Source organism: Hydrogenophaga taeniospiralis CCUG 15921, from assembly GCF_001592305.1.
In the GTDB taxonomy this organism is placed as follows: domain Bacteria; phylum Pseudomonadota; class Gammaproteobacteria; order Burkholderiales; family Burkholderiaceae_C; genus Hydrogenophaga; species Hydrogenophaga taeniospiralis.
This window is the reverse complement of record NZ_BCWR01000006.1, coordinates 175,646-190,352: the sequence shown is the minus strand read 5'-3', so window position 1 is coordinate 190,352 and position 14,707 is coordinate 175,646. Positions and strand designations below refer to the sequence as shown.

14 protein-coding genes and 1 riboswitch are annotated in these 14,707 nt (G+C 64.6%); of the genes, 6 read left to right on the top strand and 8 right to left on the bottom strand.

Annotation, left to right across the window (positions count from 1 at the left end):
* Positions 1–89: 89 nt before the first annotated feature.
* Positions 90–1,130 carry an RNA methyltransferase gene (locus tag HTA01S_RS09940; protein ID WP_068170168.1) on the top strand — a complete coding sequence of 347 codons (1,041 nt, stop codon included), beginning with the start codon at positions 90–92 and terminating at the stop codon, positions 1,128–1,130.
* Between the two features lie 66 nt (positions 1,131–1,196).
* Here HTA01S_RS09940 and gcvA read toward each other — a convergent pair whose 3' ends face one another.
* On the bottom strand, positions 1,197–2,087 hold the full coding sequence (gcvA, locus tag HTA01S_RS09935) for a transcriptional regulator GcvA (RefSeq protein WP_068170165.1): 891 nt from the start codon (positions 2,085–2,087) through the stop codon (positions 1,197–1,199).
* A gap of 74 nt (positions 2,088–2,161) precedes the next feature.
* Here gcvA and HTA01S_RS09930 point away from each other — a divergent pair, with 74 nt between their 5' ends.
* Positions 2,162–3,298: an MFS transporter gene (locus HTA01S_RS09930; RefSeq protein WP_068170163.1), complete on the top strand. Its 1,137-nt coding sequence runs from the start codon at positions 2,162–2,164 to the stop codon at positions 3,296–3,298.
* 78 nt (positions 3,299–3,376) lie between these two features.
* Positions 3,377–3,892, top strand: a complete 516-nt coding sequence (locus HTA01S_RS09925; RefSeq protein ID WP_157572045.1) for a hypothetical protein — start codon at positions 3,377–3,379, stop codon at positions 3,890–3,892.
* A gap of 46 nt (positions 3,893–3,938) precedes the next feature.
* On the opposite strand, the gene HTA01S_RS09920 is transcribed toward HTA01S_RS09925, so the two are convergent.
* Positions 3,939–4,790: a hypothetical protein gene (locus HTA01S_RS09920; RefSeq protein WP_068170156.1), complete on the bottom strand. Its 852-nt coding sequence runs from the start codon at positions 4,788–4,790 to the stop codon at positions 3,939–3,941.
* A 92-nt stretch (positions 4,791–4,882) separates the two neighbouring features.
* Between HTA01S_RS09920 and HTA01S_RS09915 the strand changes: the two genes are divergently transcribed.
* Entirely contained in the window at positions 4,883–5,284 is a 402-nt protein-coding gene (locus tag HTA01S_RS09915) for a transcriptional regulator (RefSeq protein WP_068170153.1), read from the top strand.
* 94 nt (positions 5,285–5,378) lie between these two features.
* Here the strand turns inward: HTA01S_RS09915 and rd are convergent, their stop codons facing one another.
* Genes rd through HTA01S_RS09895 form a run of 4 tightly spaced genes read right to left on the bottom strand, consistent with a single transcriptional unit; the run spans position 5,379 to position 9,318 of the window.
* Positions 5,379–6,662: a rubredoxin gene (rd, locus tag HTA01S_RS09910; protein ID WP_068170149.1), complete on the bottom strand. Its 1,284-nt coding sequence runs from the start codon at positions 6,660–6,662 to the stop codon at positions 5,379–5,381.
* The gene (locus HTA01S_RS09905) at positions 6,659–7,801 is read right to left on the bottom strand and encodes an acyl-CoA dehydrogenase family protein (protein ID WP_068170146.1); all 1,143 of its coding nucleotides are present in this window, start codon (positions 7,799–7,801) and stop codon (positions 6,659–6,661) included. Before HTA01S_RS09905 ends, rd begins: the two co-directional genes overlap by 4 nt.
* A 10-nt stretch (positions 7,802–7,811) precedes the next feature.
* On the bottom strand, positions 7,812–8,381 hold the full coding sequence (locus tag HTA01S_RS09900; protein ID WP_068170143.1) for an OsmC family protein: 570 nt from the start codon (positions 8,379–8,381) through the stop codon (positions 7,812–7,814).
* A gap of 46 nt (positions 8,382–8,427) precedes the next feature.
* Positions 8,428–9,318, bottom strand: coding sequence for a sulfurtransferase (locus HTA01S_RS09895; protein ID WP_068170139.1), 891 nt, complete (start codon positions 9,316–9,318; stop codon positions 8,428–8,430).
* Positions 9,319–9,876: 558 nt separating this feature from the next.
* Here HTA01S_RS09895 and HTA01S_RS25215 point away from each other — a divergent pair.
* A complete protein-coding gene (locus HTA01S_RS25215; protein ID WP_157572044.1) occupies positions 9,877–11,223 on the top strand; it encodes a hypothetical protein in 1,347 nt (448 codons plus the stop codon).
* A 304-nt stretch (positions 11,224–11,527) separates the two neighbouring features.
* Entirely contained in the window at positions 11,528–12,379 is an 852-nt protein-coding gene (locus tag HTA01S_RS09890; protein ID WP_068170137.1) for a hypothetical protein, read from the top strand.
* Between the two features lie 188 nt (positions 12,380–12,567).
* On the opposite strand, the gene HTA01S_RS09885 is transcribed toward HTA01S_RS09890, so the two are convergent.
* Both HTA01S_RS09885 and HTA01S_RS09880 read right to left on the bottom strand, forming a co-directional pair.
* Positions 12,568–12,786, bottom strand: a complete 219-nt coding sequence (locus HTA01S_RS09885) for a hypothetical protein (RefSeq protein ID WP_068170134.1) — start codon at positions 12,784–12,786, stop codon at positions 12,568–12,570.
* 89 nt (positions 12,787–12,875) lie between these two features.
* Entirely contained in the window at positions 12,876–14,489 is a 1,614-nt protein-coding gene (locus HTA01S_RS09880; protein ID WP_068170773.1) for a sigma-54-dependent Fis family transcriptional regulator, read from the bottom strand.
* A gap of 80 nt (positions 14,490–14,569) precedes the next feature.
* Positions 14,570–14,693: riboswitch (S-adenosyl-L-homocysteine riboswitch) on the top strand.
* Positions 14,694–14,707: the final 14 nt, after the last annotated feature.

Genomic DNA, 14,707 nt, shown 5'->3' with positions numbered 1-14,707 from the left:
CCTAAGGAAGCGCATTGTCCGCCGCAGTGGCGGATTCTTCCACCGACGTGGACATGGTGCTTGTGGTACTTGCTGGGACAATCGCGTTCATGCGTATTCACACCCTGCGCGAGCGCCTGCGCGCGCTCGGCGCCAACCCCCGCCACGAGCAGCGCGTGCTGCGCCTGTGGAGTCAGGCACTGCCGCAGACCAGTGGCCGGCGCCAGATCGAACATTTCCTGCCGTCCGCGTTGGTGGCCGAGCTGCCGGCCATTGCCGACGAGCTGGCCGCGCTGGCGCGACTCGAATCGCAACACCCGGGCGAAGACGGCTCGGCGCGTCTGCTGGTGAAGCTGGGCGACGGCCAGATGGTGGAGACCGTGCTGCTGCCGCGCGACGGGGTCTGCGTCTCTACGCAGATCGGTTGCGCGGTGGGCTGCGTGTTCTGCATGACCGGCACCACCGGCCTGATCCGCCAGGTGGGCAGCGCCGAGATCGTGGCGCAGGTGGCGCTGGCGCGCAGCCTGCGCCCGGTGAAGAAGGTGGTGTTCATGGGCATGGGCGAGCCCGCGCACAACCTGGACAACGTGCTCGAAGCCATCGACCTGCTGGGCACGGTGGGCAACATCGCCCACAAGAACCTGGTGTTCTCCACCGTGGGCGATCCGCGCGTGTTCGAGGCCTTGCCGTTGGGCCGCGTGAAGCCGGCGCTGGCGCTCTCGCTGCACACCACCCGGGCCGATCTGCGCGAACAACTGCTGCCGCGCGCGCCGCGTCTGTCGCCCGAAGCGCTGGTGGAAGCGGGCGAGATCTATGCCCGCGCCACCGACTACCCCATTCAATACCAGTGGACGCTGCTCGACGGCATCAACGACAGCGACGAAGAACTCGACGGCATCGTGCGCCTGCTCACGGGCAAGTACGCCATCCTCAACATGATCCCGTTCAACAGCGTCGAAGGCATGCCCTACCAGCGCCCGAGCTGGGAAAAGGCGGCCGACATCGCGCGCCGCCTGCACCGCCGCGGCATCCTCACCAAGCTGCGCCAGTCCGCCGGGCAGGACGTGGACGGTGGGTGTGGCCAGCTGCGTGCGCGGGCTTCGATGCCGGTCGTGCGCCGGAACATTTCCATCGTTCCCGTCGGAAGCTGAGCCGCCGCCCGGGCCAGGGCTGCGGCGGGTGGCTGGACGCGCCCGAAAGGCGCTCAGCCTCTCAGCTCATGCCGATGGGGTCTTCATCTCGGCCAGGAGCCACTGGACAAACTGCTGGGTCTGCGGGCTCGCGTTCGGGGCCACACCGACGCAGTGGCTGCTCAGTGCCATCCGCACATCGGGCAAAGGGCAGACCAGGCGCCCCGACGCCACGTCATGGGCGATCAGGGATGTCGGCGCCAAGGCGAAGCCCAGTCCATCCACGGCGGCCTGAAGCACAAAGTGCAGGTGCTCGAACTGCAGGCAACCGGCGGGCTTCAACGCGGGCACGTTCGCCCGCTGTGTCCAGTGCACCCAGTCGTTGCTGCGCGATCTGGACAGCAGCAGCACATGGGACGCCAGCGACGCGGGGCCATTGACCGGAGACCGGGCAAACAGCACGGGCGATCCCACGACAAGGACCTCGTCTTCCAGGCACGGGTGGACCTGCATCGCGGCCGGCCATCCCCGGGTGCCGCGCCGGATGGCCAGGTCGAATGGATCCGGCGCCTTGTCTGGCGGCAGGGTGCTGGTCATCACTTGCGGCTCGATGTCCGGGTGCTGGGCCACAAACCCCGGCAACCTCGGGATCAGCCAACGCACCGCGAACGTCGGCCGGACGTTGATCTTCACGGTGCGCGGTGGCGCACCGCCCCTGAGCGATTCGGCGGCCGCGCCGATCTGCTCCAGGGCGGGGCCGACCTGCGCATAAAACTGGTGGCCGGCGGCCGTGAGAAGCACCTGCCGGGTTTTGCGCTCGAACAGGGCCACGCCCAGGTGGGCCTCCAACGCCTGGATCTGGCGGCTGATCGCGCTGTGCGTGACGTGCAGTTCCAGCGCGGCCCGGGTGAAGCTCAGATGGCGCGCGGCCGCCGCAAAAGCACGGACCGCGTTCAACGGAGGCAGGCGGGGCAACATGCGTGCGATTTTCTCACGCGTACCGCGCAGGAATACCGTTTGTCGAGCGTGGCGGCGTTGCGCACCATGCACCCATGCCCGCGCCCACCACCCCTTCTGCCTCAGCTTCCGACCGCGATGCGCGCCTGGCGGCCTGGGTGCTCGGGCTGTCACTGCCGGGAGACACGGTGCTCCACCTGCTCTTGCCCATGTTCGCGCCCGCGTTTGGCGTCAGCCTGCCCGAAGCGGGGATGTTGCTGGCCGCGAACCGCCTGGTGCGCATCGCCGGGTACGGCGCGGTGGCACGGTTCTACGCCCGCCACGGTGAGCGGCTCACCTGCACGCTGGCGGCGCTGGCCGCTGCGGTGTGCGCGCTGGGCTACGCCACCGTCACCGGCTTCGTCGCCTTGTTGTGTCTTCGGCTGCTGTGGGGGCTGGCCTTCGCCGCGCTGAACCTGGCCACGCAGGCCCTGGCCACGGCCGAACCGGCGGGCGCCGCGCGCCGGGCCGGGCGCTCCCGCGCGGTGACGGCCCTGGGGCCGATGCTGGCGCTGCCCTTGGGCGGTGTGTGTGCGCTGTGGCTGGGCCCCAAAGCGATCTTTTTCCTGTTCGTGATCGCCGCGCTGGCGGCGGTGCGGGTCGCGCGCCAGCTGCCCACCGCCCCCCACGCCGAGCCGCCGTCCGGAAAAAAAGGGGCCAGGCGCCCGAGCAGCCTGGACCGCTTTTCTTTTGTTGAAGGCCTGGTGCTGGACGGCCTGTTCATCATCGGCCTGTCGTACCTGGGCCGTGACCTGCTGCCGGGCCAACCGGTCATCGTGGCGGGCCTGTTGCTGTCGGTCCGTTACCTGGCGGAAATCGTGCTGAGTTCGGCGGGCGGACACATGGCCGAAAGGCATGGCCCGGAGGTCCTGCTGCTGGTCTTCTCGGTGCTGACCTCCGTCGCCCTCGTGGGCTTTGGTTTCGGCTGGTTGTGGACCAGCGCACTGGCCATCGTGATCCTGCGCGCCCTGTTGCTGCCGCTGCTGCCACCGCTGGTCGCGCTTCGCACACCGGGGCCCGGCCGCATACAGGCCTTGGCCACGCGGTCGGTCTGGCGGGACATGGGGGCGGGCGGCGGCCCCGTGCTGGCGGGTCTGCTGTTGCCCATCGCGCCGGCGCCGTGGATCTATGGCGGCGCGGCACTGCTGCTGGCTGGCACGGCGCTGGCCTGCGTGAAGCGGCGCCGCGATTGAAGTGAAACACCTCCGCCGCCATGGAAAACCGGTACCGGCTTTTTTTACCCCATTTGTTTTGGAGACCTCGAATTGGACATGCATCACACCCTCGTTGTTTGTGCCGGCGGCACCGTGGGTCTGCCGAATCGGCCGATGAACCATGGCAGGGACGGCGGGCACCTGCTGGTCAACCCGCCCCGACCGGTCTGGGAAAGAAGCGAGCTGACACCCGATGAGCTGGTTCGTTGGGCCTGTCTGGTGGCGGCCACCGGAAAGGCCATGCTGGACACCTTGCCGCAGCTCGATGGCGGGTGCCTGAACTATTGGGAGGCCGGCAACAACGCGCTCAATGCGCTGGCCCAGCCTGTGGGGCCCAAAACCCCTCGGCTGCACCGCAAGATGCACCTGCATGTGTTTGGCAGAAGCCCGCAGGCGATGCATCCCGATTGGCAATGGGGCGAGCCGCCCCGGTTTCCGGCGTTTGCCCAGTCGGAGGCTTGGTGCGCGCAGTTCAGTGCTCTGGAGCCCGGTGAATGTGCGGCCATTGCCGCAAGGATCCAGGTGCTGCTGACGACCCGGTACGGGATGGGCCCTGTGGCATCAGCGCCCTGAGCGTCTCCAGGTTCCAGACCGCCTTGAGCGCCGCCGGGGGGCTTCACTACACGGCCTGCCGCAGAAAAGGCCGCGCGCCCCGGGCGCTCAGGCGCTGGTGCAGGGTGTCGCAAGCCGGCGTGTCCGGCGCGGTGATGACCCACTGGCGCGCCGAGGGCGCGGCCACCGCGGCGATCTCGGCCCCGGCGTTGAACGCCACCACGGTGTCGCCCGGCGCGGTGGACACGGCCAGCAGGTGGCGCAGCATGGCCTCGGCCGGGCTGGACGACGGGCCCCAGGGCACCGTCGGGCCGGGCAGGACGGGCTCGACGCGGCGCCGGTGTTTGGCGTAGACATGCACCATGCCGTGGCGCAGGGCGGCGCTGGCCATGCGCGGCGAGGGCGGGGTGTGCCAGAGGATGTCCTGCGCGCAGTTTTCCGAGCCGAACACCGTGTCCACCACGAGCCGGGCGCAGCCCGCCGGGTCTTGCCCGAGCCGCACGCGGATGAAGCCGGTGTCCGCCAGCAGCGCGCGCATGAGCAGCAGCCGCAGCGTGAGCCCGGTCAGGCGCTCCTTGTCGGCCTGTGCCGCGCTGCCGGCGCGCGCCGCCGGGGCGTCCGGGCCAGGGTCAAAACAGATCAGACCCACCCGGCCACGCAGCCGGGGCAGGCCGGGGTGACCGGCCAGCAGCGCGGCCAGCACCGCCAGATCGTCGCCACACACCAGGTGATCGCGGTGGTCGCTGCTGGGGTGGTCCGAGTGGTCGGGGGTGTGCGCGGCGCCATGGGCGGACAATGCCCGCTGCCGCGGGTGCCATGCGATGCGCTGCCGGTCTTCCAGACTGGCCAGAAAGTGGCTGGCCTGCCGGTGCCCGTGGGCAACGATGTCGGGCAGCCGCAGGAGCAGTGACTTCTTCATGGCTTTTTGTTCCCCCTGGTGTGAACAAAAAGTTTAACAAAACAACAACCAAAAGGTGTTCAGGAGGGTGCCCGAAACTTACTTTCCTGTTCATGAATGAAAAAGCGGAGTTTGCCCAGCGCCTGCGCGATGCCATGACCCAGGCGGGCTACGAGTTGCGCCCGGTGGTGCTGGAACGCGAATTCAACACGCGCTACTGGGGGCGTTCGGTCACGCTGCAGGGGGTGCGCCGCTGGCTGCGCGGCGAGGCCATACCGTCGCAGGAAAAGCTGCAGGTGCTGGCCGACTGGCTCGGGGTGGAGCCCGAAGTGCTGCGCTTTGGCGTGGCCGTGCGCCACTCGGTGCAGGAGCGCCGCCAGCGCTGGGACGAGGGCGTGGGCTACCAGGAGCGCGAGGCCTTCGAAGCCTTCCTGAAGCTGCCGGCCCCGCAACGCAAGATCGTGCGCGAGGTGATCCTGGCGTTCGCGAAGGCGCATGCGGCGCCGGAGTCTTGAGCGCGTGTTTTAAAGCCGGCTTTAAAACGCTGGCCTCACATTCAACCTTGCTTGAATATGGCTTGCCGCTGTGGCGGGGCGGGAGTGTCTCACTTCAATGCAGCGTCATCGGGTGCGACGTGGTCTTCACCCGCACCACCACCGGTTTCGCCTCGTAAGGCACCGGATCGCGGTTGCAGATGTGCGCCGCAATCGCCCGCGCCTGCCGCGCAATCGGCTCGATGTAGCGGCTGGCCTGGCCGGCGATGGTGATGCAGTCGCCCAGGGCGTGGATGCGATCGTTGCTGGTGCGCAGCGTGGCCGCGTCCACGGCGATGCCGTTGTTCCAGTCCAGCGCGGCGCTTTGCGCCAGGCGCGGCGGGGTCATCAGGCCGGCGGCGGCGATCACCTGGTGTGCCACGAACTTCTGGCCGCAGGCGGTGGTGATACGGTAGCTGTCGCCCAGCTTCTCCACGCTGACCACCTGCACGCCGCCGATGAAGCGGATCGGCAGATCCTTCCAGGCGGCCAGCAGTTGCGTGCCGGCCTGCTCGGCTTGCCAGCGCGCGAGCGGCTCGGCCATCACGTCGAGCAGGGTGATGCGGTGACCGCCGAGCGCGAGGTCGTTGGCGAGTTCGCTGCCGATCAGACCAGCGCCGACGATGACCACGTCTTTCGCCCCGGACTGTTCCACGGTGCCGAGCGCCGCGCGCAGGCGCTGGTAAGCGCCCAGGTGGTTGATGCGCCAGCAGTGGGCAGCGGGCAGGGCGGGCGGCAGCGCGGCCTGCGCGCCGTGGGCCAGCACCAGCTGGTCGTAGCGCAGCGTGCCGCGCGTGGTGCGCAGGCTTCGCGTATCGGGGCAGATGCGCACGGCGTCGGTGTGGGCGAGCAGGCGCACGCCCAGGCGTTTCGCAGCGTCGGCGCCGGTTTCCTTGACGAGCTTGCCGGGGTCCATCTGGCGCGCCACGGCCACTGAGAGCAGGGGTTTGTCGTACACGTCGGCGGCGCAGGCGCTCACCAGGGTGATGGGCAGCGCGGCGTTGAGTGCGCGCAGGGCTTCGGCCATCTGCCAGCCGGCGCGGCCGCCGCCCACGATGACCACGCCCGGCGTGCCGCCGCGTTTCGCCAACGGGGCCGCGCTGCCGGCGCGCGCGCGCAGCTCGTCCAGGCTGGCCGCGCTGTAGGGCTCGAAGTCGCCCTTGGTCACGCCACAGAGTGGGCAGGCCCAGTCGTCGGGGATGTCTTCGAAGCGCGTGCCGGCGGCCAGGCCGCTGTCGGGGTCACCTGCGGCCTCGTCGTAGATGTAGCCGCAGGCGTGACAGATGTACTGCTTGAATGCAGGTGCCCCCAGGGTTGCGACGACCTGGGCCACCGGAGTGGGCTGGGCGGCGGGTGTCATGCCGGCATCTCCTCGGCACTCAGCCGCGCAATCTCCTTGCGCAGGTGTTTGATGGCCGGTGTGACGATGGCGACGAACTGCGCCTCGCGCACGCGGCGCTGCACCTCGCTGCTCATCAGGTAGCCGCGCGCGCCCTGGTGCATCAGCGCGGAGTTGGCGGCACGCAGGCAGAGCTCGGCGCCGTGAGCGCGCGCGTCGAGCACGTCGATGAAGTAGTCGGTGGACGTGTCGAACGGCGTCTCGGCCAGCTTCATGATGCGGCCCACCAGCGCGTCGAACTCGGCCTGCAGCTCGGCGGGCCGGTCTTCCAGGTACTGGTTCACATGGCCCAGCTGGCCCTCCACCGCCCACATGCTGTCGATCGCGCCTTGGATGATGCCGGCCGCGATGCCGCACTGCAGCAGAACGAAGCCGCCGCGGATGCGCGCGATGTATGGTTTGGCCGGGTCGGCCACCACGTCGTCGGTGCCGACGAACAGGTCTTTGCAGTGCACGCTGTAGGTTCCCGTGCCTTCCATGCCCGAGAACTCGGGGCAGGTCTTGAGCGCCACGCCCGGCGCGTCGCAGCGCAGCATGAACATCATCTCGCGGCCCGCGCAGGCGCCGTCCACTTGCACGCTGGCAATGGCGCCGAAGTAGTGGTCGGGCCCGAGGTTGCTGACCCAGGGCAGGGTGCCGTTCACCAGGTAGCCGCCTTCGACCGGCGTGGCCTTGAGCAGCAGGCTTTCGATCTGCGCAAAGCTCTTCATCGGGTTCGACAGGCCGGTGCCGCCCAGCGTCTCGCCGCGCACATGGCGCGCCAGCCGTTCACCCGTCAGCGCCGGGTTGCCCGAGGCCTGCATGTACAGCCCGGCCACGCACTGGCACCACATCATGAAGCCCGTGGCGCCGCAGACCTTGGCCGCTTCCGCCATGGCCAGGATGGCCTGGCCGTAGTCACCCGGCGTGCCGTCGGCGCGCGTGAGGTGCGCGCTCATGGCGCCGGCCGCGGCCAGCTGCTTCATCACGTCCACCGGGTAGGCGCCGCGGTCGATGGCGTAGGCCTGTTCGGCCAGCGGGCCCTGGGCGATGGCGCGCACGGCGTCGATGAGGTGGGCGGGCTGGGCAGCCAGTTCGGGGGGCAGGTCGGCGGGGTTCATGTCCGTGCTTTCAAGCCATCGAGATCTCGAACGGGATCGGGTTGCGCATGGTGTTGGCCACGGGCGAGTAGAAGTTCGCGTGCTGCACGATTTCGTCCAGCACCTCGCGGCTCGCGTCGCCCTCCACCAGCACCTTCACGCGGATCGCCTGAAAGCCCATCTCCAGCGGCGTCTTCTCCAGCGCGCCGCCCGCGCCCCAGGCCGCCGGGTTGCCGATGTCGCCTTCCAGAAACACTTCCAGCTTGCTCAGCTTCACGCCCTTCCAGGTGGCCACGGCCGTGACGCCCACGGCGATGCAGCCGCCCAGGCCCGAGAGCACGATCTCGCCGGGCGCGGGCGCCGTGTCTTCGCCGAACAGGTGCAACGGCTCGTCCACCACCACCAAGTGCTTCTCGCCCACGTGCGACAGCGAGCGGTACTGCCCCTCCATCACGGTGTGGACCTTGTTGGTGCCCCGCCGCGCCGGGTTGGCCTTGCCGCCCGCGGCGAAGTCGGCCAGGCCGTTGGCGTCGATGGGGCGCAGGTAGGTCTTGACGGTGGTGACCGGGGCGGTGGGTTCGAGGGTGTCGGTGGAAGACATGAAATTTCCTGAAGGGTGAAAAGAAGGGGGTTGAAAAGAAAACGGCTCAAGCCGCCATCGCCAGACTGGCGGGCTTGCTGGACTTGGCGACCGGCAGGCCGGTCTCGATGGGCAGGCTCTCGTCGCGCGACCACTCGTTCCACGAGCCGAAGTACATGCGCACGTCCGAGAAGCCGGCTTGCTTGAGCGCCAGGAAGCTGTTGGACGCGCGCGCGCCCTTGAAGCAATACAGGTAGACCGTGTCGTCCGGCGCGATGCCGGCGGTGGCGCACTCGGCCTTCACCTCGTCGGGTGTCTTGAACACCGGGCCCTGGGCCGAGGGCTTCATGAAGCGGTACCACTCGATCCACTTGGCGCCCGGCAGGCGGCCCTTGCGCGGCGCGAAGTCCTTGCCGTAGGGGCTGGAGCTGTCGCCGATCCACTCGTCCACATCGCGCACGTCGAGCAACACCGTGTCGGTGCCCAGCGCGGCCTGCACATCGGCCTGCGTCAGCATCACGTCGCTCATCGGCAGCTCGGGGAAGGTGGCGGGCGTGGGCGTGGCCGCTTCGGTGGACACCGGCAGGCCGGCGGCCTTCCAGGCGCTGAAGCCGCCGTTGAGCACCTTGATCTTGGGGTAGCCCAGCCAGGTGAGCAGGTAGTAGCCGCGGCACGACTGGCCGTAGCCGCTGTTCATCGCGTCTTCGTAAAACACGGCGGTCTCGGCGCCCGAGAGGCCGGCCTTGCCCAGCGCGTCGGCAAAGGTGGCCTTGAGCGCCTGCAGGCCCTCGGGCGTGGAGGTGGCGAGAAAGGTGAACACCTCGCGCAGGTTCACCGCGCCGGGAATGTGGCCGGCGGTAAAGGTGTCGGCGTCGCGCGTGTCGATGATCACCACCGGTTCGGCGGCTTGCAGGGAGGCGAGTTGATCGGGAGCGATCAGGGTGGCTTCAATGCTCATGGGGACCTCTTGAAAAGGGCAAAGGCAGGATGGCCTGGGTGCTCTTTTGCAACGGTCGTGCCAAGGCGGCGCGTAGTTAGGTCAACGCGCGGAAGCCGTTGATTTCAATAGGTTTATGGAGATTTGCACAGAAGTACGCTGAGGGATTTCGCCGCGAGAAATCGCCACTGTGTTGACACAATGTGAACACAGTGGCGATGGTGGATGACTGACGTCTTAGCTCGCGACCGTGCGGGAAGAGTTCGTTCCCGAGTGAGGGCGTCAGCAAAGCGTCGCAAATCTTTATCTATTGTTCAATATCGTCAGCCGCAGCACCCTCAATGCCTTTCCCCCCGGTAGACTGCTAACGAATAGCGACCCGGACTTGTCAACGCGGGGGCGAGCAGCAGTCCTTGTCAGGCTTTTTTAATCTATTAAGTCTGCGTATGCATACGGCACGATGTTGTATGGAATTGAGTTCATAATATTTTTGACTTTCATGGGGCTTTTTCTAGCTACGGCTATTGTTGCTATTCGACGTGTTGCCGATTGAATTAAAGTTGAATATTCGGAGATCTTATGGAATTTATAAAAGAAATGGATGAGGCTATTGCTCTCTGGGGTGAGGGTAATATAAGAGATGCCGTATTCAATAGTGCGGAGGAAGATCTTTTCGAGTTTGTTGAAGTCGCATCCCTAATATCAAGGCATCATTTTGGCTCTGGTGGATCGTCTAACGAAAACTTCTCCTTTATCGCTAATTCCGCATTAAGTGGAGGGCCGCATCCTTGCTCGGCACGCGAGTGTAGAAAGAGAAAGTTGGATCAGCTCGTTTCGTTTGCGTCCCTTTATGCGGATGAGGTGTATATTCAGAGTCCATTTGAATCCGTATACCTGCGAGGCGATCGACCTATTCGGGAGATTGAACGTGAAGAGGTTCTATCTGGTATATCCAACTATTTATATCTTAAGCCTTTGATTGATATTGGCTTAATTAAGTATGCTTCTGTAAACGCTAGTTTTTGCGACCTGCACGCCGAGAAGATTGCCAAGCCTCTTTCAGCTTCCATCGCCAAAAAAGAGGAAAAGCTATATCAGGCTTTAGAAGGTTTTATGCTCGAGCGATGCAAGGTAACATTTGACTTCGTGGGCGGAAACAAAGCCAAACCATTTTTCGAAGTTACTGGCCCTGAGGAAATCATCGAGCACGGAGCAATATATTTTCACGCTCACGCGCCCATATCCAGTTTGTTCTTGCCATTTATGGAGAAATCAGCGCCATATAGCCTTGAAAAAGATGAAGTACAAGAGTGCAACATCCTGCATCAAATAGTTGGGCCGATTGTGCATGATCTATCAATTCAAGAATGGCATTCCGCTCTTAACGGGACTTCATATCTTTGCGACAATAGAACCAGCTTAAAAGTTGCATCCAAGATTAACTCGAAGGCTTATATTGCAAACTCGGCGGCATTTGAGAATGCGATGAAGCATTATTTGCCTACCGTTCATTTCGCGCAGGTTTCTTCTATTCTTGATCTGCGTAAAAAAGAGGAAGAAGCTTTTGCAGTTTATCGAGATAAGTTAAATAAATTAATGAGGGAAACTCGTCAATGGAATGAAGAAGAAGTTTCAAAAATATTTCGCGACGAAATTCTTCCTGAAATCAATATAATTGACAAGAAGATCAAGGACTGGAAAGAAAACTCTCGCACATCAATTGCCGAAAAGGTGCTATTTGGAGTTGCAACTGCGTCTTTTGGGTTGTATGGAGGCGTATTGCCTTCGAATATAGGTGATATTGTTGCTGCCTTGGGTGGCACCTCGGCCGTTGTTGGTCCTCTTTTGGAGTTCAATCAAACTCTCAAGGAAAAACAAGAGGCAAGAAAAAATGACTTTTATTTCTTATGGCAAGCCGGTAGATGATTAAACAGGTGCTCCAATAGGGATCGGTATATTTCTTGCGCTTCAATCCCGGATCTTGCAAAGTTGCAAAGGCTTCCCCCGAAAGTCAACGCAGCGAACAGCAAAGACGTTCTTTGCCAGATCGACGCCAAGAGATACCATTGCGATGGACCACCCCCTTCCAAAAAGCGAATGAGTTGATGAGGGCTCGCACTTCTCATCGTGGCACCTGGATGCAATACCCCGCAACTGCGCGGATCGTTGGGGACGGGAAAGGCCCTTTCATTCATTTAGCCGTACAACCTAGACTGGCTTTATAACTGCCATGATTTCCTCTTGCAATCCGCTGGAACGATACATTCACGAGCAGATTGAGCATTTCGGCCAAGAGTCAAAGCGTCTTGGTAGCTCTGAGCCGCTCAAGAAGTTCAAGAGCATCACTGACGCCTTCTTAAAAGTACAGCAATGTCTCGGGACGCTGCAACATGAGGTGGCGCTCGACGTGCTGAAGAAGGAATTTGCACTTGTGCGGCGCGACATTGTTCTCAGCGTCAAATGGTCATGGAAAGACTTCTGGCGGTATCGCACTCTCGCGACGCAGAGCGCAAAGTGGGAGCGCGACCGAAGGCAAGTCGACGAGATCCATCAGAGGGAACTTGCCGCAAGTATCGCCAGACTTCGGGTTGACAAATCGCCACTTGCCGTGGCGGCAGAAGACATCTACGGGGAGCTTCTTGACTTGGAAGCGATCAGCCTTGATATGTCACCAGTCTGGCGCGGTATGTCTTGGGCCGGGCTGTGGGTCGACTCGAAGATATTCGCGATCTATGCACAGTACCTTCGAGCCCGTGTGAGAGTGTTTCTTCAGTTTCACTCCTTCATATTTCTTGTGCCGATTCTCGTTCTTGGCATTGGGTACTCGGCTATTTCCAAAGGCGCAATAGAAGGGCTAACTGCTACCTATTCTTCGTTGCCTTGGTTAGGTTCAGTCGTTCTGGTTGGCATATATGCGCTTAAGAAATATGTAATTGACAAGAAACTTAAGGCTGTGCAAAAGAAAGTTGAAGAGAGTCTCTTTCGCCCACTATGTGCAAGGTTGATGATTGTTAGGACCGTGGTTCTTCAAACACAAACATGGAGAGGCGGACGCAAGCACTGGGATGGGGGTGATGCCTAACTCCGGCGCCCGTCGGTAGGCCACCAGCTTGGTCTGGCGTCCTACCGCTCTCGCCCGCGTAGCTCGAACGTTGTGCGACGGGTTCATCGGCTTATGGATGGACGGATGACCGTTCCTGGCAATGAGTGCCATGCTCGCCCCGACCGTCTTGTCCGGTGAAGCGCCCCGCGACCCGTCCGGTGCGCCGCCTATCCGCAAACCAAATCATCAGCATCCAGCGCAGGCGGGCGCATCAGGTCTTCGTCGATGCCCATGACCGCGCTGGCCCGTTCGACGGCCCGCCACAGCAAGGGCGGCATCTTCAGAATCTCGTCGGGCGAGGCGGCCTGCGCAATCCAGCGGCTGATTTGTTGGTGCTGATCGGGGGTCAGCAAGGCCAGGTTCAGCATTTCGTCGATGGTTTTCATGGCGGCTTCTCGCAAGTCTTGGTCAATGGCCCTGATGCTGTCACAGATCCGTTGCGTCGGCTTTCAGCCCAACCCTTCAACCCTGGCCTTCACCGCAAACCCGCCTTGCGCAGCCGGTAGCCGAACTGCCGCAGCGTGAGCCCCAGGCTCTGCGCCGCGCGCGACTGGTTGCCCTGGTGGCGGGTCAGCGCGTCCTGCAAGGTCTGCGCGTCGTGTGACGTGGCGCTCAGGTAGTCGCGCACCAGGCCACCAGCTGCGGGCAGGGCGGGCGGGATCGGGGCCGAGGCGGGCGCCGGGGGCGCGCGGTCCAGGGCGGTGGGCATGAAGCGCTCCAGCGCCGCGGCGGTCACCAGCGTGTGGTCGGCCAGCAGCACCAGGCGTTCGATCAGGTTGCCCAGCTCGCGGATGTTGCCGGGCCAGTCGTGCGCCTCCAGCCGCGCCAGCGCGTCGGGCGCGAGGTTCACGTTGCGCTGGTGCGCCTGGTTGGCGCGGCTCACAAAATGCAGGGCCAGCGCGCGCACGTCTTCGCGCCGCTCGCGCAGGCTGGGCAGGCGGATCGGGATCACGTTGAGGCGGTAATACAAATCCTGCCGGAAGCCGCCGGCCTGCACCTCGCGCGCCAGATCACGGTTGGTGGCCGCGACCAGCCGCACGTCGACGCGGATCTCGCGCGTGCCGCCCAGGCGCACCAGCGTGCCTTCCTGCAGGGTGCGCAGCAGCTTGCTCTGCATGGCCAGCGGCAGCTCGCCGATCTCGTCCAGAAAAATCGTGCCGCTGTTGGCCTGCTCGAACCAGCCGGCGCGCGCCGTGCTCGCGCCGGTGAAGGCGCCGCGCTCGTAGCCGAACAGCTCGGATTCGAACAACGTGTCCGGAATGGCCGAGCAGTTGACCTTGATGAAGGGCTGGTCGCGCCGGCCGCTGGCCAGGTGCACCGCGCGCGCAAACAGCTCCTTGCCGGTGCCCGACTCGCCCAGCAGCAGCACCGTGGCCTGCGACTGCGACACGCGCTCCAGCTCGCCCAGCGCCCGCAGCAGCGCGGGCGAGCGGCCGATCAGCCCGTAGCGCGCGCTGCCCACGTCGAGCGCGTGCTCCAGCGCCTGGTTGCGCGCGGCCAGCTGGCGCCGCTCTTCGGCCACCAGCTGCTCCAGCTGCAGCAGCTGGCCGGCCAGAGTGGCGAGGATGCGCAGCAGCGCCAGGTCGTCGTTCAGGTGGCGCTGGCGGCTGCGGATGCGGTGGCAGGCCAGCACGCCCACGGTGGCGCCGTTCACCTCGATCGGTAGCGCGATGAAGGCCACGGTCTGCGGCGGCAGCTGGGCGCGGGCCACGGTGCGAAAGAGAAACAAGGGCTCGGCGTCCACGTCCTGCACGATGGCGGGCAGCCCGCTGGCCAGCACCCGGCCGGTGATGCCTTCGCCCCAGCGGAACACACCGCGCGCCGCTTCCTCGGCGGTGAGGCCGTAGGCGTGGCGGACCGAGGCGGTGCGCTCGGCGCCCGATGTGCCGGGCGTGGCCTCGTCGGCCAGCACCATGCGCCCGCGGTTCAGGCCCAGCAGCTCGCTCATCAGGTGCAGCATCTCGCGCAGCACAAAAGCCGGCGCCAGGCTGCGGCCCACCAGCTTCATCACCTCGCGCATGAGCAGCAGCTCCTGGGCGTGCCAGTCGGTGGCGGGGGTGTCGGGGTCGGTGCGGTGGGGCGGTGGCATGGGCGTGGGGTGGTTGGCGGGAGCACAAGCAAACATCGCACCAGCGTCATGCCTGGCGCCGTTGGCGGCTAAAATCACCCCCTCTCAAGGAGCGCTGCAGCGCCGGGGGCATCGTCCCGATGCCCGCACCCGGTGTCAGGCTTGAGGCGTCGGGGTCACATGGTCCCGGCCGGTCACACAGACCCCCAACGGCGCTCACCAGTTTTTGTCCGCAACCC